At 68.0% G+C, this 22113-nt stretch carries 21 protein-coding genes and 1 pseudogene; 13 read left to right on the plus strand and 9 right to left on the minus strand.

What is annotated here, in order from left to right:
• Positions 1-27 precede the first annotated feature (27 nt).
• From rfbB to QZ994_RS10375, 8 genes are read left to right on the plus strand one after another with little or no spacing between them, the layout of a single operon-like run.
• Positions 28-1038, plus strand: coding sequence for a dTDP-glucose 4,6-dehydratase (gene rfbB / locus QZ994_RS10340; protein WP_290871366.1), 1011 nt, complete (start codon positions 28-30; stop codon positions 1036-1038).
• Positions 1039-1058: 20 nt separating this feature from the next.
• Positions 1059-1973, plus strand: coding sequence for a dTDP-4-dehydrorhamnose reductase (rfbD, locus tag QZ994_RS10345; protein ID WP_290871367.1), 915 nt, complete (start codon positions 1059-1061; stop codon positions 1971-1973).
• A 16-nt stretch (positions 1974-1989) separates the two neighbouring features.
• Complete coding sequence (gene rfbA, locus QZ994_RS10350; RefSeq protein ID WP_290871368.1) at positions 1990-2871, plus strand: glucose-1-phosphate thymidylyltransferase RfbA; 882 nt, start codon at positions 1990-1992, stop codon at positions 2869-2871.
• A 5-nt stretch (positions 2872-2876) separates the two neighbouring features.
• The gene (gene rfbC / locus QZ994_RS10355) at positions 2877-3443 is read left to right on the plus strand and encodes a dTDP-4-dehydrorhamnose 3,5-epimerase (protein WP_290871349.1); all 567 of its coding nucleotides are present in this window, start codon (positions 2877-2879) and stop codon (positions 3441-3443) included.
• Positions 3444-3469: 26 nt separating this feature from the next.
• Complete coding sequence (locus QZ994_RS10360; RefSeq protein ID WP_290871350.1) at positions 3470-4438, plus strand: lysylphosphatidylglycerol synthase transmembrane domain-containing protein; 969 nt, start codon at positions 3470-3472, stop codon at positions 4436-4438.
• 24 nt (positions 4439-4462) lie between these two features.
• Entirely contained in the window at positions 4463-5884 is a 1422-nt protein-coding gene (locus tag QZ994_RS10365) for a UbiA family prenyltransferase (RefSeq protein WP_290871351.1), read from the plus strand.
• Positions 5885-5888: 4 nt separating this feature from the next.
• A complete protein-coding gene (locus QZ994_RS10370; protein WP_290871352.1) occupies positions 5889-7229 on the plus strand; it encodes an FAD-binding oxidoreductase in 1341 nt (446 codons plus the stop codon).
• Complete coding sequence (locus tag QZ994_RS10375; RefSeq protein ID WP_290871353.1) at positions 7229-7966, plus strand: SDR family oxidoreductase; 738 nt, start codon at positions 7229-7231, stop codon at positions 7964-7966. Before QZ994_RS10370 ends, QZ994_RS10375 begins: the two co-directional genes overlap by 1 nt.
• 22 nt (positions 7967-7988) lie before the next feature.
• Here QZ994_RS10375 and QZ994_RS10380 read toward each other — a convergent pair whose 3' ends face one another.
• From QZ994_RS10380 to QZ994_RS10400, 5 genes are all read right to left on the minus strand, one after another.
• Entirely contained in the window at positions 7989-9080 is a 1092-nt protein-coding gene (locus tag QZ994_RS10380) for an NDP-sugar synthase (RefSeq protein ID WP_290871369.1), read from the minus strand.
• 216 nt (positions 9081-9296) lie between these two features.
• Entirely contained in the window at positions 9297-10817 is a 1521-nt protein-coding gene (locus tag QZ994_RS10385) for a HAMP domain-containing sensor histidine kinase (RefSeq protein WP_290871354.1), read from the minus strand.
• Positions 10814-11530, minus strand: coding sequence for a response regulator transcription factor (locus QZ994_RS10390; protein WP_290871355.1), 717 nt, complete (start codon positions 11528-11530; stop codon positions 10814-10816). The genes QZ994_RS10385 and QZ994_RS10390 overlap by 4 nt, the downstream gene beginning before the upstream one ends.
• Before the next feature lie 26 nt (positions 11531-11556).
• Complete coding sequence (locus QZ994_RS10395) at positions 11557-12279, minus strand: Spy/CpxP family protein refolding chaperone (RefSeq protein WP_290871356.1); 723 nt, start codon at positions 12277-12279, stop codon at positions 11557-11559.
• A gap of 125 nt (positions 12280-12404) precedes the next feature.
• Positions 12405-12872 carry a winged helix-turn-helix transcriptional regulator gene (locus tag QZ994_RS10400; RefSeq protein ID WP_290871357.1) on the minus strand — a complete coding sequence of 156 codons (468 nt, stop codon included), beginning with the start codon at positions 12870-12872 and terminating at the stop codon, positions 12405-12407.
• 133 nt (positions 12873-13005) lie between these two features.
• Here QZ994_RS10400 and QZ994_RS10405 point away from each other — a divergent pair, with 133 nt between their 5' ends.
• Complete coding sequence (locus QZ994_RS10405) at positions 13006-14316, plus strand: D-amino acid dehydrogenase (RefSeq protein WP_290871358.1); 1311 nt, start codon at positions 13006-13008, stop codon at positions 14314-14316.
• A 20-nt stretch (positions 14317-14336) separates the two neighbouring features.
• On the opposite strand, the gene ccoG is transcribed toward QZ994_RS10405, so the two are convergent.
• From ccoG to QZ994_RS20025, 3 genes and pseudogenes are all read right to left on the minus strand, one after another.
• On the minus strand, positions 14337-15755 hold the full coding sequence (gene ccoG / locus QZ994_RS10410) for a cytochrome c oxidase accessory protein CcoG (protein ID WP_290871359.1): 1419 nt from the start codon (positions 15753-15755) through the stop codon (positions 14337-14339).
• The gene (locus tag QZ994_RS10415; protein WP_290871360.1) at positions 15752-16054 is read right to left on the minus strand and encodes a hypothetical protein; all 303 of its coding nucleotides are present in this window, start codon (positions 16052-16054) and stop codon (positions 15752-15754) included. Before QZ994_RS10415 ends, ccoG begins: the two co-directional genes overlap by 4 nt.
• A gap of 148 nt (positions 16055-16202) precedes the next feature.
• A pseudogene (locus QZ994_RS20025) lies at positions 16203-16502 on the minus strand (acyl-CoA dehydrogenase family protein); the annotation flags it as partial.
• An 18-nt stretch (positions 16503-16520) separates the two neighbouring features.
• Between QZ994_RS20025 and QZ994_RS10420 the strand changes: the two are divergent.
• Positions 16521-17984, plus strand: a complete 1464-nt coding sequence (locus tag QZ994_RS10420) for a PLP-dependent aminotransferase family protein (RefSeq protein ID WP_290871361.1) — start codon at positions 16521-16523, stop codon at positions 17982-17984.
• A 39-nt stretch (positions 17985-18023) separates the two neighbouring features.
• Here the strand turns inward: QZ994_RS10420 and QZ994_RS10425 are convergent, their stop codons facing one another.
• Positions 18024-18911, minus strand: a complete 888-nt coding sequence (locus tag QZ994_RS10425; protein ID WP_290871362.1) for a LysR family transcriptional regulator — start codon at positions 18909-18911, stop codon at positions 18024-18026.
• A gap of 114 nt (positions 18912-19025) precedes the next feature.
• Between QZ994_RS10425 and QZ994_RS10430 the strand changes: the two genes are divergently transcribed.
• From QZ994_RS10430 to QZ994_RS10440, 3 genes are all read left to right on the plus strand, one after another.
• Entirely contained in the window at positions 19026-19844 is an 819-nt protein-coding gene (locus QZ994_RS10430) for a pirin-like C-terminal cupin domain-containing protein (protein ID WP_290871363.1), read from the plus strand.
• A gap of 94 nt (positions 19845-19938) precedes the next feature.
• Positions 19939-20523 (plus strand): isochorismatase family protein, encoded by a 585-nt coding sequence (locus tag QZ994_RS10435; protein WP_290871364.1) that lies wholly within the window; start codon positions 19939-19941, stop codon positions 20521-20523.
• Between the two features lie 159 nt (positions 20524-20682).
• The coding region (locus QZ994_RS10440) for an efflux transporter outer membrane subunit (protein ID WP_290871365.1) at positions 20683-22113 on the plus strand (1431 nt) is incomplete at its 3' end.

Below are 22113 nucleotides of genomic sequence, written 5' to 3' on the forward strand. Positions count from 1 at the left end.
CACCACTGGTTCGAGCGCCGCGCGCGCCTGGGTCTGCCCGAAGAACCGGTGGTCGTGTTCGACAAGCTCACCTACGCGGGCAACCCGGCCACGATTGCCGAGCACCTGCAGTCAGGCCGTGCCACCCTCGTGCACGCCGACATCGCCGACCGCGACGCCGTGCGCGCGGCCCTGGCCACCCACCAGCCCCGCATGGTGGTGCACTTCGCGGCAGAGAGCCATGTGGACCGCTCCATCCATGGCCCGGGCGAGTTCATCCACACCAACATGGTGGGCACCTTCAGCCTGCTGGAAGAAAGCCGCGCCTACTGGAACGGGCTGGAAGGCGAGGCCAAGGCGGCCTTCCGCTTCCTGCACGTGAGCACCGACGAAGTGTATGGCTCGCTCTCGGACACCGACCCGGCCTTCTCGGAGACCACGCCCTACGCGCCCAACAGCCCCTATTCGGCCAGCAAGGCGGGCAGCGACCACCTGGTGCGCGCCTACCACCACACCTACGGTTTCCCCACGCTCACCACCAACTGCAGCAACAACTATGGGCCCTATCACTTCCCCGAGAAGCTGATCCCGCTGATCATCCTGAATGCGCTGGATGGCAAGAAGCTGCCGGTGTATGGCGATGGGCTCAACATCCGGGACTGGCTGTTCGTGCGCGACCACTGTGAAGCCATCTGCCAGGTGCTGGAGAAGGGCACCCTGGGCGAGACCTACAACGTGGGCGGCATCAACGAGATCAAGAACATCGACGTGGTGACCACGATCTGCCGCAAGCTCGATGAGCTGCGCCCGCGCGCCGATGGCACCCCGTACGAAAGCCTGATCACCTACGTGACCGACCGCCCGGGCCACGACCGCCGCTACGCGATCGACCCGAGCAAGATCCAGCGCGACATCGGCTGGAAGCCCGCCGAGACCTTCGAGTCGGGCATCAACAAGACGGTGGCCTGGTACCTGGAGAACACGGCGTGGATCGACACCGTGCGCTCTGGTGGCTACCGCGACTGGATTGCCCAGAACTACGCGGGCCGCACGGTCTGAGGCGGAGCGCACGCATGAGCTTGAACATCCTTTTGCTGGGCAAAGGCGGCCAGGTGGGCTGGGAACTGCAACGGGCGCTGGCGCCCCTGGGGCAGCTCACCGCGCTGGATTTCAACACCCCCGGCCCCGTGCAGGCGCCCGAACTGAAGGCCGACTTCAGCCAGCCCGAGCAAGTGGCCGCCATCGTGCGGGCCGTGCGGCCCGATGTGATCGTCAATGCCGCGGCGCACACGGCCGTGGACAAGGCCGAAAGCGAACCCGATCTGGCGCGCGCCATCAACGCGACAACCCCCGGCCTGATCGCCAGGGAGGCCGCGGACCTGGGCGCCCTGCTGGTGCACTACAGCACCGACTACGTGTTCGATGGCAGCGGCCAGGCCCCACGTGACGAATCGGCCGCCACACGCCCCTTGAGCGTGTACGGCCAGACCAAGCTGGAAGGCGAGCAGCTGATCCAGGCCAGTGGCGCCCGCCACCTGATCTTCCGCACCAGTTGGGTGTACGCCGCCCGGGGTGGCAACTTCGCCAAGACCATGCTGCGCCTGGCGGGTGAGCGCGATCAGCTCAAGGTGATCAACGACCAGATCGGGGCCCCCACCGGTGCCGACCTGCTGGCCGACGTGACCGCGCACGCCATCCGGGCCGTGGGCCGCCAGCCGGACCTGCTGGGCCTGTACCACCTAGTGGCCGCTGGCGAAACCAGCTGGTACGACTACGCCCGCTTTGTGATCGAGTGGGCCCGCGCCCAAGGGGTGGTGCTGAAGGTGGCACAAGAGGCCGTGGAGGCCATCCCGACCAGCGCCTACCCGACGCCCGCCGCCCGCCCGCTGAATTCGCGCCTGAGCACCAAAAAGGTGCAAGAGGCGTTTGGCCTGACGCTGCCGCACTGGCAGGTCGGGGCCGAACGCATGCTCACAGAAATCTTGGGAGTTTGACCACATGAGCCACAACGTGGCCCGCAAGGGCATCATCCTGGCGGGGGGCTCCGGCACCCGGCTGCACCCGGCCACGCTGGCCATCAGCAAGCAGCTGCTGCCGGTGTACGACAAGCCGATGATCTACTACCCGCTCAGCACCCTGCTGCTGGCGGGCATCCGCGACATCCTGATCATCAGCACGCCGCAGGACACGCCGCGCTTCCAGTCGCTGCTGGGCGATGGCAGCCAGTGGGGCATCAACCTGAGCTATTGCGTGCAGCCCAGCCCGGACGGCCTGGCGCAGGCCTTCATCCTGGGCAAGGACTTCGTGGGCAATGCCCCCAGCGCCCTGGTGCTGGGCGACAACATCTACTACGGCCACGCACTGCAAGGCCTGCTGAACAACGCCACGGCCCGCACCGAAGGCGCCAGCGTCTTCGCCTACCACGTGACCGATCCGGAACGCTATGGCGTGGTCGAGTTCGACGCCAGCCAGCGCGCGCTGAGCATTGAAGAAAAGCCCAAGGCCCCGAAGAGCAACTACGCCGTCACCGGCCTGTATTTCTACGACAACCAGGTGTGCGACATCGCCGCCGACATCGCCCCCAGCCCCCGTGGCGAGCTGGAGATCACCGATGTGAACGCGCGCTACCTGGCGCAGGGGCAACTCAGCGTCGAGATCATGGGCCGCGGCTACGCCTGGCTGGACACCGGCACCCACGACAGCCTGCTGGAGGCCGGGCAGTTCATCGCCACGCTGGAAAAGCGCCAGGGCCTGAAGGTGGCCTGCCTGGAAGAGATCGCCTACCGTTCGGGCTGGATCGGTGCCGAACAGCTGCAAAAGCTGGCGCAACCCATGCTCAAGAACGGCTATGGCCAGTACCTGCTCAAGGTGCTCAACGACAAGATTTACTGACCCCCATGAAACTGATTCAGACCGACATCCCCGACGTGGTGATCATCGAGCCTGCCGTGTTCGGCGACGACCGGGGCTGGTTCATGGAGAGCTTCAACGAAGCGCGCTTCCACGCCGAACTGGCCAAACTGGGCCTGCCCGCCCCGCGCGCCTTTGTGCAGGACAACCATTCCTGCAGCCAGAAGGGCGTGCTACGCGGCCTGCACTACCAGACGGCCCCGCGCGCCCAGGGCAAGCTGGTGCGCGTGACGCACGGGGCGGCCTTTGACGTGGCGGTGGACATCCGCAAGGACTCGCCCACCTTCGGGCGCTGGGTGGGGGTGGAGCTCAACGCCGAGAACAAGCGGCAGTTGTGGATTCCCGAGGGCTTTGCGCACGGCTTCGTGGCCCTGGCCGACGACACCCACTTCCTCTACAAGACCACCGACACCTACGCCAAGGACAACGAGCGCAGCATCGTGTGGAACGACCCGGACATCGGCATCGCGTGGCCGGGCCTGGCGGGCACCGAGCCTCGCCTGGCGCCCAAGGACGCCCAGGCACCGCGGCTGCGCGACGCTGACACGTTCTGATCGGACGCCCCCCGCATAATCGCGGGATGTCCACGCCCCAGCCCACGGCGCTTGCCCCAACGCGCGCCCACCTCGCCCGAAACCTGCTGGTCTACGGCCTGTTCGGGCTGTTTGCCGCCTGGTGCATCGTGGGCTTTCGCCGCGACATTGCCCAGATCGACCTGGCCCCCCTGCAATCGGGGTGGCATGCCGTGTTGCTGGCCGGCCTGCTCTCTCTGGTGAACTACGCCCTGCGGGTGGCCCGCTGGCAGCTCTATTTGCGCCGCCTGGGCCACCACCTGCCCTGGGGCTTCGTGAGCCTGACCTTCATGGCGGGCTTCGCCTTCACGCTCTCGCCTGGCAAGCTGGGCGAGATGGTGCGGGCACGCTACTACCAGCCTCGCGGCATCCCGGTGTCGAGCGTGACGGCGGCCTTCTTTGTGGAGCGCCTGCTCGACCTGCTGGCCATGATCCTGCTGGCCGCTGCGGTGCTGACGGAGTTGAAGGCCTACCAGTCCTTCTTGTGGGTGGCCGTGGCCCTGGTGGGTGGTCTGCTGGCCATGCTGGCCCTTGTGCCCTGGCCGCGTGTGCAGGCGCTGCTCGATGGCCGCCCCCATGGCGCCGTGTTGAAGCTTGCGCAAGGCGTGGTGCACATGCTCAGCAGCGCCCGCCAGTTCCTCACGCCGGGTCTGCTGTGCACAGGCCTGGCCATGGGCCTGCTCGCCTGGGGCCTGGAGGCCGTGGGGCTGAAGCTGGTGGGTGACGTGATCTCGGCCACACCGCTGCCGCTGGCCTCGGCCATGGGCATCTACTCGGTCGCGATCATCGTGGGGGCCCTGTCTTTCCTGCCGGGCGGCCTGGGCAGCACCGAGGCCGTGATGGCCGCCCTGCTCTATGCGCATGGCTACACCATGCCCCAGGCCATCCTGCTGACCCTGGTCTGCCGCCTGCTGACCCTGTGGCTGGCCGTGCTGATCGGCTGGGTGTGCGTGGCCCTGCTGCGCCGCGCCCCCTGACCCCTTTTTGAAACACCTGAACCCATGACCCCTTCGGTGCCCTTGTGTGTCGACCTGGATGGCACGCTGATCCACAGCGACCTGCTGCTCGAATCCTTCCTGCTGCTGATCAAGCGCAACCCGCTGTACCTTTTCCTGGTGCCGCTGTGGCTGCTGGGCGGCAAGGCCAGGCTCAAGGCCGAGATCGCCAGCCGCGTGCAGCTCAATGGCGCCGCCCTGCCCTACGCCGCCAACTTCGTCGACTGGTTGCGGGCCCAGAAGGCCAATGGTCGCCAACTGTGGCTGGTGACGGCATCGGACGCCCGCCTGGCCCAGCCTGTGGCGGAACACCTCGGCCTGTTCAAGGGCGTGCTGGCCTCGGATGGCCAGACCAACCTCTCGGGCTCGAACAAGGCGCAGGCCCTGGTGAACCGGTTTGGTGACAAGGGCTTTGATTACTGCGGCAACGCGCCGGTGGACCTGAAAGTCTGGGCACACAGCCGGGCCGCGGTGGTGGTGCATGGCGGCAAGGCCCTCGAGGCCCAGGCCCGCCAAATCGGCAAGGTGGATGCGACCTTTGCGCCGCCCGTGGTCGGCATCAAAGTGGTGAGCAAGGCCCTGCGCGTGCACCAGTGGGCCAAGAACGCCCTGATCTTCGTGCCGGTGGCGGCAGGTCACCTGCTGACCCAGGGCAGCACCGTCGGCCAGGCGCTGCTGGCTTTTGTGGCGTTCAGCCTGTGCGCCTCGTCGGTCTACCTGCTCAACGACATGCTCGACCTGGAGTCGGACCGGCAGCACCACAGCAAATCCAAACGCCCCTTTGCTGCCGGCAGCCTGAGCCTGCTCTTCGGCATGGCCGCAGCCCCGCTGCTGCTGGGCGTGGCATGTGCGATCGCCGCGTTGCTGCCTGTGAAGTTCATGGGCGTGCTACTGGGCTACTACATCGCCACCCTGGCCTACTCCTTCCTGCTCAAGCGCCTGGTGATGATCGACGTGCTGGCCCTGGCCGGGCTTTACACCATCCGCATCGTGGCGGGCGCCGCGGCCACCGACATCGCCCTGTCCTTCTGGTTGCTGATGTTCGCCATCTTCATTTTCCTGAGCCTGGCCATCGTGAAGCGCTATGCCGAACTGCACGCCATGCGCGAGCAAGGCAAGACCAAGGCCTCGGGCCGTGGTTACGAGGTGGACGACATCCACCTGCTGCAAAGCATGGGCGTGGCCTCGGGCTACCTGAGCATCCTGGTGCTGGCGCTGTATGTGAATTCGCCCGACATCGCCCGGCTTTACCACCAGCCCAAGCTGGTGTGGCTGCTGGTGCCCGTGATGCTGTACTGGATCAGCCGGATCTGGATGGAAACCTACCGCGGCCGGATGCACGACGACCCCCTGGTCTATGCCCTGAAGGACCGCACCAGCCTGCTCACCGGCGCCGCTGCGGCCGTGGTGCTCTGGCTCGCGGTGTGAGCCCATGCCCCTGACGCGCGCCTTCAACTCCTGGGGCCAGGTGGGCCATCCCGAGCACGAGCTGCTGGGCCTGCCCCATCGCCATCAGCCCCTGCCCACGCCACCCCATGGCCTGAGCATGCTGCCCTTCGGCAATGGCCGCAGTTATGGCGACAGCAACCTGAACCCGGGCGGCGCGCTGCTGCCCGCGCGCCAGCTCGATCGTCTGATTGCCTTCGATCCGGCCACGGGCGTGCTGCGCTGCGAGGCCGGCGTGCTGTTTGCCGAGCTGCTGCGCCTGATCGTGCCGCAGGGCTGGTTCCTGCCCGTGACACCCGGCACACAGTTCATCACCGTGGGGGGCGCCATCGCCAACGACGTGCATGGCAAGAACCACCATGTGGCGGGCTCCTTCGGCAACCACGTGCGCTGCTTCGAGCTGCTGCGCTCGGACGGCAGCCGGCGCCTGTGCTCGCCCACCGAGCACCCGGACTGGTTTGCTGCAACCATTGGCGGGCTGGGGCTCACGGGCCTGATCACCTGGGCCGAGGTGCAGCTCAAGCGGATTGCCAACCCCTTCCTCGACACCGAGTCGGTCAAGTTCCACAGCCTGGAGGCCTTCTTCGAGCTGAGCGCGGCCTCGGAGTCCGACCATGAATACACCGTGTCGTGGATCGACTGCGGTTTTGACGACCGCCGCCTGGGCCGTGGGCTCTTCAACCGTGGCAACCACGCCCCCGCCACCCTGAACCCGGCCTTGCTGCCCAAGGGGCTGCCTGCCGGGGTGGCCGAGCACAGCCGCAAGGTGCCTTTCACGCCGCCGGTTTCGCTGATCAACCCGCTGTCGCTCAAGGCCTTCAACACGCTGTACTTCCACAAGCAACGCCAGCCGGTGGTCCGCAGCCTGCAGCACTACCGCCCCTTCTTCTACCCGCTGGATGCCCTGCTGGCCTGGAACCGCATCTACGGCCCGCGCGGCTTCTACCAGTACCAGTGCGTGGTGCCGCCCGAGCGCGCCTTGCCCGCCACCCAGGCCCTGCTCAAGGCGATCGCAGCCAGCGGCATGGGCTCCTTCCTGGCGGTGCTCAAGCAGTTTGGGGCGCCAGCCTCGCTGGGGATGTTGTCCTTCCCCGAGCAAGGCACGACCCTGGCGCTCGACTTCCCCAACCAGGGGCCGCGCCTGCACCGCCTGTTCGAGGCGCTCGACCGCATCGTGCTCGAGGCCGGTGGCCGGCTCTACCCCGCCAAAGATGGCCGCATGGGCCCGGCCGTGTTCAAGGCCGGCTACCCGCGCTGGGCCGAATTCCAGACCTATGTCGACCCGCGCTTTGCCTCTGGCTTCTGGCGCCGGGTCATGGAGCAATGATGAGAAAGATCCTGATCGTGGGGGCCACCTCGGCCATCGCCGAAGCCACGGCCCGTGTGTGGGCGCAACGGGGCGACAAGCTCTTCCTGGCCGCACGCCAGGCCGCGCCGCTGCAATCGGTGGCCGATGACCTGCGCACGCGGGGCGCGGCCTTTGTGGGCCAGAAGGTGCTCGATGCCAACGACCTGGCCGCCCACCCTGCCCTGCTGGCCGACGCCACCCAGGCCATGGGCGGGCTGGACACGGTGCTGATCGCACACGGCACCCTCTCGGACCAGGCCCGCGCGCAAACCGATGCGGCCTACGCCATGGCCGAGATCGGCACCAACGGCACCTCGGTGGTCCACCTGATGGGGCTGGCGGGCGAACAGCTGGGCGCACAAGGGCACGGCGCCATCGCCGTGATCTCGTCGGTGGCGGGCGACCGGGGTCGCCAGAGCAACTATGTGTACGGCAGCGCCAAGGCCCTGGTCAGCGCGTTTGCCTCGGGCCTGCGCCAGCGCCTGCACAAGCGCGGCGTGAGCGTGGTGACCATCAAGCCCGGCTTTGTGGACACGCCCATGACGGCATCCTTCAAGAAAGGCGCACTGTGGGCCAAGCCGGATCAGGTCGCAGCCGACATCGTCGCTGGCGTCGACAAGGGCAAGGCCATCGTCTACACCCCGGGTTTCTGGCGGCTGATCATGCTGATCATCCGGCACATCCCGGAGTTTGTGTTCGTGAAGCTGGCGCTCTGAGCGGCGCCAGCCGGCCAAGGCCTCAGGCCCGGGCGTCGCCCCAGCGCAGGGGCGTGCCTTCTTCACCCTGGTAGGTGGTCTTGCCCTGGCGGTCGACCACGTACTGGGGTGAGGCAATCACATCGGTGAACTGCGCGCCGGGGTTCAGGCGGGTGTAGTCGAACAGCACGCTGCGCACCAGGGTGCTGCCCTGGCGCAGGCCGCAGCCATGGCCCAGCCAGGCCGGACCCTCGATGGTCACGCCGGATTCGATGTGACTGCCCGAGCCGATGTAGACCGGGCCGGTGATGTTGACCGTGTCCCAGTCGATGCGCGTGTTGAGGCCCACCCAGATGCCGGGGCGGACTTCCTTGCCGGGCATCTTCATGTCGGCGATCTCACCCTTGAGCACGCGCTGCAGCACGGTCCAGTAGTCGGTCACGCGGCCGATGTCGATCCAGTGGAAGGGGCGGGTCTGGTTGTAGAAGGGCAGGCCCTTTTCCACCAGCAGGGGGAAAAGCTCGCTGCCGATGTCGAACTCGCGGCCCTTGGGGATCAGGTCGAGCGCGGCCGGCTCGAAGATGTAGATGCCGGTGCTGGCGAAGTTGGACAGGGCCTCTTCGGGCTTGGGCTTTTCCTGGAAGGACAGCACGCGACCGGAGTCGTCGGAGACGACCACGCCGTAGTTCTTGACCTCTTCCTTGGGCACAGGCAGCGTGATGACGCTGGCGATGGCCTTTTTGGCGTGGTGCTCGGCCAGGGCGGCGGTGATGTCGAGGTCGATGATGGCGTCGCCGCACAGCACCAGGGTGGTCTCATCGAAGAAGCCGGAGAAGTCCTGGATGTGGCGCATGCCGCCAGCCGAACCGCGCGGGCGGGGCACGATTTCGCCGTGCTCGCGCGTGCCTTCGTAGGAGTAGCCAATCTCGACGCCCCAGCGCTGGCCGTCACCGAAGTAGTTCTCGATCTTCCAGTGGTGGTAGGCCACGTTGATCATGATCTCGCGCACACCGTGGCGCGCCAGCTGCTCGATGATGTACTCGAGCACGGGTTTGCCGAGGATGGGGATCATCGGCTTGGGCATGCCCTTGGTGAGTGGGCGAATCCGGGTCCCTTGCCCGGCAGCGAGGATCATGGCTTTGGTCATGGTGCGTCTTTTGTTGTGTCTGAAAGCAATGCCGCGTCATTGGACGCCATCGCCGTGTCAGCTTGATGGCATCAGCCGGGAGTATCGGCCGATTGACATCGCAAAACAGCGTCATCCCTCGGACTAGGGGCCCCCATATGCGGGCAGGGTCGTGACTTATGCCACAAACAGCTGTTTGGCCTGCACCGGCGGCACGCTTTGGGATCAGCGCGGGATGGCCGGCAGGGCGATCACGAAGCGGCTGCCACCGCCTTCGCGGGCTTCGCAACGGACCTTGCCGCCGTGGCGCTCGGCGATCTGGCGCACCAGGCTCAGGCCCAGGCCCACGCCTCCGGCGTGTTCCGCATGGCCAGGCATGCGGTAGAAGGGCTCGAAGATGCGCTCTCGCTGGTCGGCCGGCACGCCCGGGCCTCGGTCGGCCACGCTGATCTCGACCCCCTGGGCATCACAGAGCAGCACCAGCTCGATGTCGTTGCCGCCATAGCGCTTGGCGTTTTCCAGCAGGTTGCGCACGGCGCGGCGCAGCAGGCGGTCATCGCCCGGGTAAGGGGCCTCGGGCGGGCGCACGGGCAGGACCTCGGCGTCGACACGGGCGGCTTCTTCGGTGACCAGGCCCAGCAGGTCGACGGGCTGGGGCTCGAAATCGGCGCGTGCGTCCAGGCGACTGGCCAGCAGCACTTCTTCGACCAGGGCGTCGAGTTCGCGGATGTCCTGGTGGATCTCTTCCTTGAGCTGGGCGGCCCGGGCGGGCGGCATGTCGCCCATGATGGAGACGGCCATCTTCAGGCGGGCCAGGGGCGAGCGCAACTCGTGGCTGGCGTTGGCCAGCAGGCTGCGGTTGGAGGTGACCAGGTCTTCGATGCGCTGGGCGGCCTGGTTGAAGCTGGCGGCCAGCTCGGCGACTTCGTCCTTGCCCTCGACCACGACGCGTTGCGTCAGATGCCCCTGCCCGAAAGCCTCGACGCCATCGCGCAGGGCCTTGAGGCGGCGCGTGAGGCGGTTGGCCACCGGCCACGCACCGATGGCCACGGCCACGAAGAGCAGAACCAGGGAGATGATCATGACCGGCACGCCCTCGACCACCCACAGGGGCAACCAGCGCAGCAGGGGCTCGAGCCCGATGCGCTCGGCATCGGGCAGGCGCGGCGGGCCGCCGAGGCCATCGGCATCACGGGGCGGCAGGTTCAGTTCACCCGGGCCGCCGGGGCCTCCAGGCCCGCCCGGACCGCCCAGGCCCAGACCCGGTCCCTGACCAAAAGGCCCGGAAGGTCCGGAAGAGCCGACATCGGGCGGACCACCATGGGGGCCCAGCCCCATTTGCCGGAAAGCGCCACGCGCAGGGCGCAGCATCCACAGCGTCCGCCCGTCGGACAGGCGGCTTTGCTGCAGCGTGGCGGTGAATTCGGGGCGCGACTGCAGGCGGGCCATCATGGCCGAGGTGGCAATGCGCTGACCGGAGACGTTGTCCAGCGCCATGGGCAGCCGCAATCGGTCGGCCCAGTCGAGGAAAACCCGGGCCTGTTCGGCCTCGGGCGCGGTGACCGGGGGCAGGCTGTTTTCGATCAGCTCACCCCAGGCCGCAGCCCGTTCGCTGGACGCCGCCTGGGACTGCGCCTGGGTGCGCTCGTGTTGCAGGTTGCGCTGCGCCAGCCAGCCCGTGATCAGGGCAAAGACCAGCAGGACGGCCACAACGGCCAGGTAGATGCGCAGCGCGAGGGTTTTCATGCAGGCTCGTGGTCCGCGTCCTGTTTCTTGGCGAACACATAGCCCACACCGCGCACGGTGAGGATGCGACGAGGCTCCTTGGGATCGTTCTCGATGGCCGCCCGGATGCGCGAGATGTGCACGTCGATGGAGCGGTCGAAGGCCTCCAGGGGGTGGCCCTTGAGCGAGTCCATGATCTGGTCGCGGCTGAGCACGCGACCCGGATGCTGGGCCAGCACGCACAGCAGGTCGAACTGGTAGGAGGTCAGGTCGCAGGGCTTGCTGTCGAGGCGGACCTGGCGCAAGCCGGTGTCGATCTCGAGGCGGCCAAAGCGCCACACGTCGTTGTCGTCGGCCACCGGACCGGTGCGGCGCAGCAGCGCACGCAGGCGGGCCAGCAGTTCACGCGGCTCGAAGGGCTTGGGCAGGTAGTCGTCGGCGCCGATCTCCAGGCCGACGATGCGGTCGGTGGGCTCACCCCGGGCGCTGAGCATCAGCAGGGGCAGGCCCTTGGTGCGCGGGGAGGCGCGCAGCTCTTTGCAGAGGTCGAGGCCGTCGCCGTCGGGCAACATGAGGTCCAGGACCAGGGCGTCGCAGGCCTGGCGTGCCAGGAGTTCGCGACCAGAGGCCAGGCTGGGGGCACTGGAGACCTGGTAGCCGTGGCTGCGCAGGTAGTCGCCCACCATGCTGCTCAGGCGGAGGTCGTCGTCGATCAGGAGGATGTGCTCGCTCATGTCCGGCATTGTCGCGCGCTCCATGGTCACTTTGCCTCGGGTTTGCGATCTTCCGGCTGACCGGGCTTGCCCGGCTGGCCGTGACCGTCATGGCGGGGGGCTTCGTCGCGGTCGGCGTGGCGGGCCTGCATCGCCTGGCCCAGGGCCACGCGTTGCTCGGCGGTCAGGGCGTTGGCGATGTCCAGGGTGCCCTGCAGCACGCGCTTGCTGACGGCGTCGTGGTGGGCGACCATGGCCTGGCGGGCCTTTTCAGCGGCGGCGGCATCGACCTTGGCCTGGGTCAGCAGGGCCATCATGCCCATGGGGCTGGCGGCGCCCGCAGGCGGCATGGCCGGTGCCGAGGCGCCTTCGGGCTTGGCAGGCGGCTTGCCCTGCGGCTGCGGGGTCATGCCGGGCATCTGCTCGTGCAGGGCACGCAGGTCGGCACGGGCCTTGTCGCCAATCTGGCGGATCTGTGCGCGCTGGGCGTCCGTGGCCTTGACCTGGTCCAGCAGGTGCTCGATGTGCACGGCGTCGAAGGGCATCGCAGCGCCCATGCCGCCCATGTCACCGTGGTGGCCAGGGCCCATGCCGGCCTGCATGACGCCGCAGCGATCGCCTCGGTCATGGCGATCGGTGTGGGGTGCAGCCCAGGCGTTGAGGCTGACCACGACCGAGGCCGAAGCCAGGGCCAGCAGGCCGGCCAGGGCCCAGCCTTTGCGGCCAATGGGTTGGGTCGTGGAAATCGTGGAAGAGGTGTCGGGGTTCATGACGGGGGCTCCGTGTGTGGATGTCGGCGCACCAGCGCCGAATGGATGAACAAATGGTGAGCCCCCGGGGTAAACGGCCTGTGGGCAAGGGGTAAAGATGTGTGAATGCCGCACCTTCGCCACACTCAGAGCTCGGTGGGCAGGCTCAGGGTCTCCTTGAGCTCTTCCATCACCACATAGCTGCGGGACTCGACCGCGCCAGGCAGCTTGAGCAGGATGTGGCCCAACAGGCGGCGGTAGTCGGCCATCTCGCGGATGCGGGCCTTGATGAGGTAGTCGAAATCGCCGGCCACGAGGTGGCAGTCGAGCACCTCGGGCACGACGGCGATCTGCTGCTTGACCTTGTTGAAGTTCTCGTCGGATTTGGTCGACATCTTCAGCTCGACGAACACCAGCATGCCCCGGCCCAGGGCCTCGGGGTTGAGGCGGGCGTGGTAGCCGGTGATGACACCATCGCGCTCCATGCGGCGCACGCGCTCGGTACAGGGTGTGGCAGACAGGCCCACCTCGTCGGCGAGCTGGGTCATGCTCAGGCGGCCATCGCGCTGCAGGCACGCGAGGATCTTGCGGTCGATCTTGTCCAGCTCTTTCATGGTTCACCACCCAACGGCCATAAAACAGTGATTTTCACTGCTTTGACCTCATTGCTCAACACAAAACAGTGAGTTTCACAGGTGGCCTTTCGGTAAATTCTCTGAGCATTGGCATGGCTTGAGGGGATCGATCATGGACGTCGTCGTTTTGGGTGGAGGGGTCATTGGCACCACCACGGCCTATTACCTGGCCCAGCGCGGCGCGAAGGTGACGGTCATTGACCGCCAGCCCGGCCCCGCCATGGAGACGAGCTTTGCCAACGCCGGGCAGGTGTCGCCGGGCTACTCGACGCCCTGGGCCGCCCCCGGCATCCCGCTGAAGGCACTGAAGTGGCTGTTTCAGGCCCATGCACCGCTGCGCATCCGGCCCGATGGCTCCCTCTACCAATGGCAATGGCTGGCCGCGATGCTGGCCAACTGCACCCAGGCCCGCTATGTGCAGAACAAGGCGCGCATGATGCGCCTGGCCGAGTACAGCCGCGACTGCCTGCGTGAGCTGCGCAGCGGCGTCGACCTGCGCTACGAGCACCGCACCGGCGGCACGCTGCAGCTGTTTCGCTCGGCCGCCCAGCTGGACGCCGCCGAGCGCGACGTGGCCGTGCTGGCCGAACTGGGCGTGGCCCACCAGCTGCTGACCCGCACCCAGTTGACCCAGCACGAGCCCGCCCTGGCCCGCAGCGCGGTGCCGCTGGCCGGTGGCTTGCGCCTGCCCAATGACGAAACCGGCGACTGCTTCCTCTTCACCCAGCAGCTGGCCGCGGCCGCACGCGAACTCGGTGTGCGCTTCCGCTTCAACGCCCGCATCGACCGCCTGGAAACCCGCGGTGAGCAGTTGACCGGCGTGATCGTGGATGGCGAGCGCATCGCGACCACGCAGTGCGTGCTGGCCCTGGGCAGCTACTCGCGCCCGATGCTGCAGGCCCTGGGGCTGGACCTGCCGGTCTACCCGGTCAAGGGCTATTCGCTCACGGTGCCGCTCACCCGGCCCGAGGCGGCCCCGGTGTCGACCGTGCTGGACGAGACCTTCAAGGTGGCGCTGACCCGCTTCGACCAGCGCCTGCGCGTGGGCGGCATGGCCGAGCTGGCGGGCTTTGACCTGGCCTTGCGTGAATCCCGCCGGGCCACGCTGGAGAAGGTGGTCAAGGACCTCTTCCCCGAGGCGGGCGACCTCTCTGCGGCGACGTTCTGGACGGGCCTGCGTCCGCTCACGCCCGATGGCACGCCCGTGGTGGGCCCCACGCGCTACCAGGGCCTGTGGCTGAACACGGGGCACGGCACCCTGGGCTGGACCATGGCCTGCGGCTCGGGCCGCGTGCTGGCCGACCAGGTCTGCGGCCTGGCGCCGGACATCGACACCGAAGGCCTGGCGCTGGCACGTTATGCGCGCCCGGCGCGGTCGGCCTCGCGGCCCCAGTTGGGGATGGCGCGGCGAAGGCAGGCCTGAGCGAGAGGCCCAGGCCGCATTCAGCGCGGCACGACGAAGGTGCTGGGCTCGCTGACCAGGCTGCTGCCCTCGGCCGAGCGGCTGGCCACCTCGAAGCGGATGGGCACCGTGCGACCCGCCAGGACCTGGGCCTGGGGGGCGGGCAGCCTCACCGCCACCTGAACCAGGCGGTCGGCCACGGGCCCCAGCGCCACGGGGGCGGCCTGCACCACCGCGCCAGTCAGGCCGCTCACGCCGATGCGCAGGGACTGTGGATCGTCCGTCTGGCTCATCACCTGCACCCGGTAGACGTTCTCCACCACACCGTCCTCCACCACGCGGGCCATGACGCCGCGGTCGCGGATCACATCGACCCGCACATCGGGCCGTTGCCACAGTGTCCAGACCAGGGCCACCAGCAAGGCCGACATCAGGCCGCCATAGACCCGCACACGGTGGCGGGCCCAGGTCGGCATCGGGCTCACGCTGGACGACGATGCCACCAGCTGGCGCTGGGTGGCCAGGCGCACCAGGCCACGCGGCTGGCCAATGCGGTCCATGATCTGGTCGCAGGCGTCGATGCACAGGCCGCAGGCGATGCAGGCCGGCTGCAGGCCTTCGCGGATGTCGATGCCGGTGGGGCAGACCTGCACGCACATCGTGCAATCGATGCAGGCGCCCTGCCCTGCCGAGGCCTGACCCTGGCGGGCTGCGCCACGGGGCTCGCCACGCGCGGCGTCATAGGCCACGATGCGCGTGTCGGCGTCCATCAGCGCGCCCTGGAAGCGACCGTAGGGGCACATGTGCAGGCAGACCTTCTCGCGCAGCAGGCCAGCATTCAGGTAGCAGAAGCCACCGTAGAACAGGGCCCAGAAGGCATCCCAGAACCCCATCGAGGCGGTGAAGGCACCGTGGGCCACCTCCCGCATGGGCGAGAACCAGCCCACGAAGGTCAGTCCCGCCCACAAGGCCATGCACACCCAGCTGAGCTGCTTGCCACCCCGGCGCCAGAGCTTCTCGATGCCCCAGGCGGACTGGTCGAGCCGGATGCGCTGGTAGCGGTCGCCCTCGAAGCGGCGCTCCACCCACATGAACAGCTCGGTGTAGACAGTCTGCGGGCAGGCAAAGCCGCACCACACACGGCCCCACAGCGTGGTGACCATGAAGAGGCCCATGGCACAAAACACCAGCAGGCCAGACAGGAAGATCAGGTCTTGCGGCAGCAGGATCACGCTGCCCAGGTAGAAGCGCTGCGCCTCCAGGTCGAAGCGCACCATCTGGCGGCCATGCCAGTTCAACCAGGGCAGGACAAAGAAGAACAGCTGGGTGACCAGCAGGCTGAGCCTGCGCCAGGACGTGAATCGCCCTCGCGTGGCGCGGGCCTGCACCTTGTAGGCGGCCTCCACGCCGGGCAGCGACAAGATGGGTTGAATGGGGATGGTGCGTCGGGGGGCGCTCACGTTGATGCTCCATGGGTCAGGGTTGTCTGCAAGGCACCGGCCCACAGGGCGGCGCGCAGGGTCTGGTCCAGCACGAGCAGGCTGGCGCTCAGGGTGTCGCCTTGGTCGGCCAGCAGTTCGTCTTCGCGGAAGTACACGCGGTCCAGGTGCACAGGGCCGCAGGCGGCTTGCCGCGTCAGGGGCCGGCTGGTGTCGATCAGGTGGCGCAGCCCGTCTTCCTCGCTGCGCAAGAGGGTCCAGCCCAGGCGAGGTGGCTGGCGGCCCTCGGCCTCGAACCAAAACGGGGCAGAGCACCACATAACCCGCCCACTGCAGGTTGAGCACCTGCTCGAGCCTGCCCGTGAGGTGCCAGCCCCGCTCCAGCGGCCGGGCCTGCACCGGCATGGGCGGCAGGCCCACGCCCATGTGGGGTGCCCAGGACACGGCACCGGCACGCTCGCCCGACATCAGATCAGGCAACAGGTATTCGCGCAGGGCCACATTGCTGGACTGGAGCAAGGCCTCGATGACCAGGCCCTGTGACCAGGCCATCCAGCCCGCGGCGGGGTGGCGGCGGGCCAGGCGCCGCAGCGCATCGGCCACCTCGGCCGGCGCGGCACCCTCGCCACCCTGAGCGCGGGGCACCAGCAGACGGGGCCAGCCTGAGGCCACCACCTCGGCGAGCAAGGCTTCGGGGTCGGTTTCAGAAGGGGAAAGCGATGCGGGGTCCATGCCGACATCTTCTCGCCAGCCAAACTGATCCGCCATCTTCAGAAATCCTGGAAAATGACCAGATCAGATGGCGCCCGCCTGCTTGCCGAAACGCCCATGGCCACCCTCTACGAACAACTCGCCGAAGCGCTGGCCCAGCGCATCCACGATGGCAGCCTGCAGCCGGGCGAGCGCCTGCCATCGGTGCGGCAGACCTGCGCCCAGGCCCAGGTCAGCGCCTCCACCGTCTTCCAGGCCTACGACCTGCTCGAATCGCGCGGACTGATCGAGGCCCGGCCACGATCGGGGTTCTTCGTGCGCAAGCAGCCGAAAAAAGCAGCCCCGCCGGCGCAAGCCCTGCCAGCCCGTGCAGAGAGCACCGAGGTGGCGATCAGCGAGCTGGTCTTCGAGGTGCTGCACAGCACGCGTGACCGCGAGGTCGTCCCCCTGGGCTCGGCCTTTCCCTCGCCCGCCCTGTTCCCGCTGGAGAGGCTGGCCCGTGACGGCGCACGCGCCATGCGCAGGCTGGCGCCCCCCGCCCTCACGTCTGAACTGGCCTCGGGCAACGCCCGCTTGCGAGAAGCCTTGCGCGCCCGCTGCGTGCGCCAGGGCATGCAGGTGGGCAGCGACGACCCCATCATCACCAACGGCGCCATGGAGGCGCTCAACCTGAGCCTGCAGGCCGTGACGCAGCCCGGCGACGTGGTGGCCATCGAGGCCCCCACGTTCTACGCCGCGCTACAGGCCCTGGAACGCCTGCACCTCAAGGCGGTGGAGATCCCGACGCACCCGCAACTGGGCATCGACCCCGATGGGCTGGCCGAGGTCCTGCAACGCCATCCGGTGGCCGCCTGCTGGCTGATGCCGCACTTTCAGAACCCCCTGGGCGCGCTCATGCCGCACGCACGCAAGCAGGCGGTGATGCAGACCCTGAGCCAGGCGGGCATCCCCGTGGTGGAAGACGATGTGTATGGCGAGCTGCACCACGGCAGCACCCGTCCCTTGCCGCTCAAGGCCTTCGATCGCGAGGGCCTGGTGCTCTACTGCAGCTCGTTTTCGAAATGCCTGGCGCCCGGCTACCGCGTGGGCTGGGCCATGGCAGGGCGCTTCAGCCACCTGGTGCACAAGCTCAAGATGATGAGCTCGCTGGCCACTTCCGTGCCCTCGCAGCTGGCGATCGCCGAGTACCTCGAAGAAGGGGGTTACGACCGCCACCTGCGGCAGCTGCGCCACGCGCTGGCCGAGAGCCTGGCCCAGCTGCGCGGCCTGGTGCTGCGCCACTTTCCGAAGGGCACACGGGTGTCCAGGCCCGATGGCGGCTACTTCCTGTGGGTGCAGCTGCCCGATGGGGTCGACACCCTGCTGCTGCACCGCCAGGCCTTGGCCCACGGCATCAGCATCGCGCCGGGCGCGCTGTTTTCTGCCGACCAGCGCTTTCGCAGCGCCATGCGGCTCAATGGCGGCCACCCGCGTGACGCGCGCCTGGCCCAGGCTGTGCGGTGGTTGGGAGAGTGGGCGCAGGCGCAAATGCGGGGCTGAGCCACCCGCTCACGGGCGAACGCGACACAGCCAGGGGCATCAGGCCATCGCCAAACGCTCGCGCAGGAACTCGATGAACCGCAGGGTCTTCGCCGGAAGGAGCCGGGTCTCGGTCATGGCGTAAACGGGCACAGGGGGACCCGCCCAATCTGGCAGCACACGACGCAGACGGCCTGCGGCCACGTCTTCCTCAGCCAGTGCGTCGACCAGCACCACCAGGCCCTGGCCCAGCGTCGCCAGACGCCTCAGCATGCCCACGCTGTTGAGCTGGAAGCGACCTGCCACCGGAACCTCCTTGGCTCTGGCCCCATCCTCCCGCTTGAGCGACCAGACCATGTTCCTGGCGGCCCGGAAGCCCATGCACTCGTGGTCGCGCAGGTCGGAAGGGGTCTGAGGCTCGCCCGCCTTCGCCAGGTAAGCCGGCGAGGCGTAGAGGTGGGTGGGCAAGGTCGCCAGCAAACGCGCAATCAAAGTGGAGTCCGGTGACTCCCCCATGCGGATCGCCACGTCAAACGGTTCGCTGACCAGGTCCACGCGCCGCGGGGTGAGGTCGAACTCGAAGCGGATGCCGGGATAGGTGTGGGCGAATTCGGCGATGAGCGGGGCCAGGTAGCTGGTGGCGAAATCGACGGGCAGGGACGCCCGCAACACCCCACTGGGTTGGGCGAGCAGGTCGCCCAGTTGCTCGTGCGCCAGCTTGGCCTCCTCCACCAGGCGGCGGCAGCGTTCGAGGTAGATCTGACCGGCCTCTGTGAGCTCCAGCTTGCGGGTGGTGCGGTGAAGCAGGCGCAAACCAATCGCCTTTTCCAGGGCACTGACGCGGCGCGACAGCGTGGAGTTCGGCACACCGATGGCCTCGGCCGCGCGGCTGAAGCTCATCGCCTTGGCGACCTCGACGAAGAGGGCCATGTCATTGAGGAGGCTCACGTCTATTTCTGCAAATTTGGATCAATGAATTCCAGTTTGCCATCTTTATCCCAAACATGCATTCCAAGAAGATGACGTTCATCGACACGACGCCCCCACAGACCGGAGACCGCCATGACAGCCTTTGCCCCCCTTCGCCGCATGAACCTTGGTGGCCAGTTCCACGCCTTCGGCCTCCATGCCCCTGAGCTGACCAGCCCCTTCCTGGGCATCGACCACGCCTGGATGAGCGGCCCGACCTTCCCGCCACACCCGCATGCCGGCTTCTCGGCCGTGTCCTACCTCTTTCTGGACTCGGAAACCTGGGTGAACAACCGCGATTCGCTGGGCGGGCGGCAGAAGATCCTGCCCGGTGGCCTGCACTGGACGGCCGCAGGCCGCGGTGTGGTCCATGAGGAGCACCCGGCCGAGCCTGGCAAGACCGTGCACATGCTGCAGATCTTCGTGAACCTGCCGCAAGCGAAGCAAGGCGATGCGCCCTTTGCCCTGGCCCTGGCGCCACACGACGTGCCGGTGGCCACCTTGCCCGGCGCCAAAGTGCGCGTGCCCCTGGGTGAGTTCGCCGGCCAGCGCTCGCCGCTGCAACCGCCCACCGAGGTGCGCCTGCTCGACATCTCGCTGGACGATGGTGCGGTGCTGGACGTGCCGGTGCCCGCAGGCCACACCGCCTTCGTGCTGCCGATCTTCGGCCGCGTGGTGGCGGATGGCGAGGCGCTTGACAGCGATGGCTCGCCGGTGCCGGTGGCCGAGGTGACCGATCAGCCCCGCGTGGTGCAGATCCGCGCCCCGCAGGGCCCCGCCAAGGTGGCGCTGTTCTCGGGCGCCCCACTGGACCAGCCTGTCTTCTGGCAAGGCCCCATGGCCATGGCCTCGGCCCAGGCACTGGATCAGGCCATGAGCGCCTACCAGCGCGGCGAGTTCGGCCAGATCTGACCCCCGACTGCCTTCCGATTTTTCAACCGCGAACGGGCCGGCGCACAGGCCCTCTTCCGGGTGACACGACGTCACCGCCCTCAAGGAGCTCACCATGTCTTTCAACAAGTTCACCGCCGCCGACACCGCCATCCTGCTGATCGACCACCAGGTCGGCACCATGGGCTGGGTCAAGTCCATCTCGTTTGAAGAGATGAAGCGCAATGCCGTGATGCTGGCCGAGACCGCCCGCATCCTGAAGATCCCCACCGTGCTGACCTCCAGCATGGAGGAGTACACCCAGGGCCCGCTGCTGAGCGAGCTGCAGACCTCGCTGCCCCAGGCCTTTGCCGAGCGCGTCAAGCGCATGGGCATCGTCAACGCCATGGACGACGCCAACTTCGCTGCCGCCGTGAAGGCCACGGGCCGCAAGAAGGTGGTCGTGGCGGGCGTGACCAACGACGTGTGCACGGTCTACCCCGTGCTGACGCTGATCGACATGGGCTACGAGGTGCAAGTGGTGGCCGATGCCGGTGGCTCGCCGACCAAGCTGGCCGACGAGGTCTCGCTGCGCCGCATGGAGCGCCATGGCGCCACCATCACCACCACCAACCAGCTGATCGCTGAGCTGGCCGGCACCTGGGCCACGCCCGAAGGTGGCGAACTGGTGCAGCTGATCATCGGCGCCCTGCAGGCCTGATCAGGATCCACGGGGTAGCGCTCTGGCCGGCACGCGGCCGGGCGGGTCCCGTGAACAAAGACCAAAGGGCCACACCGGCCCGATTGACCTTTCAGGGCGCCATGCAGGCCCACAGGCCCGCAGGAGGCGCAAGCGCACATGACACCACAGCACCACCCCATGGCATCGCAGCCCGGACCGGCCCACAAGGCCTGGACCCTGGCTGGCATCGGCCTCCTGGCCCTGACAGGCTGCGCCACCCAGGTCAGCACCCCCGACCTGGCCGGCGCCACGCAACCCCTTGACCCCGCGTGGGCCCTGCGTGCACCGGCTGCACGGGACACCAGCCCGGCAACAGCCCCTGCCTCTGTTGGTGAGGCGCCCACCCTGCAGACCCGTCCCGTGCCGTCGCGCTGGTGGGCGCTGTTTGACGATCCCTTGCTGCCAGCCCTGCAAGCCCAGGCCCTGGCGGGCAACCTGGACCTGCAGGCCGCCCTGCTGCGCATTGAAGAAAGCCAGGCCCGCCTGGGCATCACCGATGCCCGGGGACTGCCACAGATTGGCTTCAACGCCGGTTACGCCAGATCGGCCATCAGTGCCGATTCACCACTGGCCAAGCTGCATGTCCCCACCACGCCATACGACCAGTTTCAATGGGGCGCGCAGGCCAGCTGGGAGATCGACCTCTGGGGTCACCAGACCCAACAGAGCGCCGCAGCCCGCGCCCAGCTTGAAGCCACCCACTGGGCTGCAGGCGCAGCCCGCGTCACCTTGAGCGCCGAGGTGAGCCGCCACTACCTGCTGCTGCGTGGCGTACAGGCCCAGCAGGCGCTGGTCGACGAGCACCGGCAGATCGCCGCCGAGCTGCTGCGCCTGACCGACAGCCGCGAACGCAATGGCATGGCCACGCGCTTCGATGCCGCAGCCGCACGCGCCGAGCTGGCGACGGTCGAAGCCCGGGCCATCCAGTTGGGGCAACTGCGCGATGGCGAGCTCAACGCCCTGGCGCTTTTGATGGGCGAAGCGCCGCATCAGCTTGATGCTCGGCTGCTGTCACTCAGCAGCTTTCCACCTGCGCCCAAGGCCCTGCCTGTGGGCGTGCCGAGTGATCTCGCCCGACAACGTCCCGACATCCTGCAGGCCGAAGCCCTGCTGCGCGCGGCCACAGCCGACAAGGGAGCAGCCCAGGCCGACTTCTACCCCCGAGTCAGCCTGAACGCTGGGTGGAGCATCGCGACCTCACACGCCAGCGAGCTGGGCAACTGGGACATGCGCCAGTTCAGCGTCGGCCCCGTGGTGCACCTGCCGATCTTCGACGGCGGGCTCCTGAAGCGCACCCTGGCTCTCACCGATGCCCGTCAACGCTCGGCCGCCATCGCCTGGCGCCAGACGGTGCTCAAGGCCTGGCACGAGGTCAGCACGGCCCTGGACGCTTGCGTGAACGAACAGGCTCGCAAGTCCCGCCAGGAAGAGGCTGTCGCCCACAGCCGCATCGCACTGGACAGCGCACGCAACGCCTGGCGCGCCGGCAGCGTCGACTTCACCACCGTGCTGGTGGCGCAGCGCAGCCTGCTGAATGCACAAGCCGCGCTGGCCGAGACCACCACGGCG

Source organism: Aquabacterium sp. (assembly GCF_021768455.1).
Taxonomy (GTDB): Bacteria; Pseudomonadota; Gammaproteobacteria; order Burkholderiales; family Burkholderiaceae_C; genus Aquabacterium.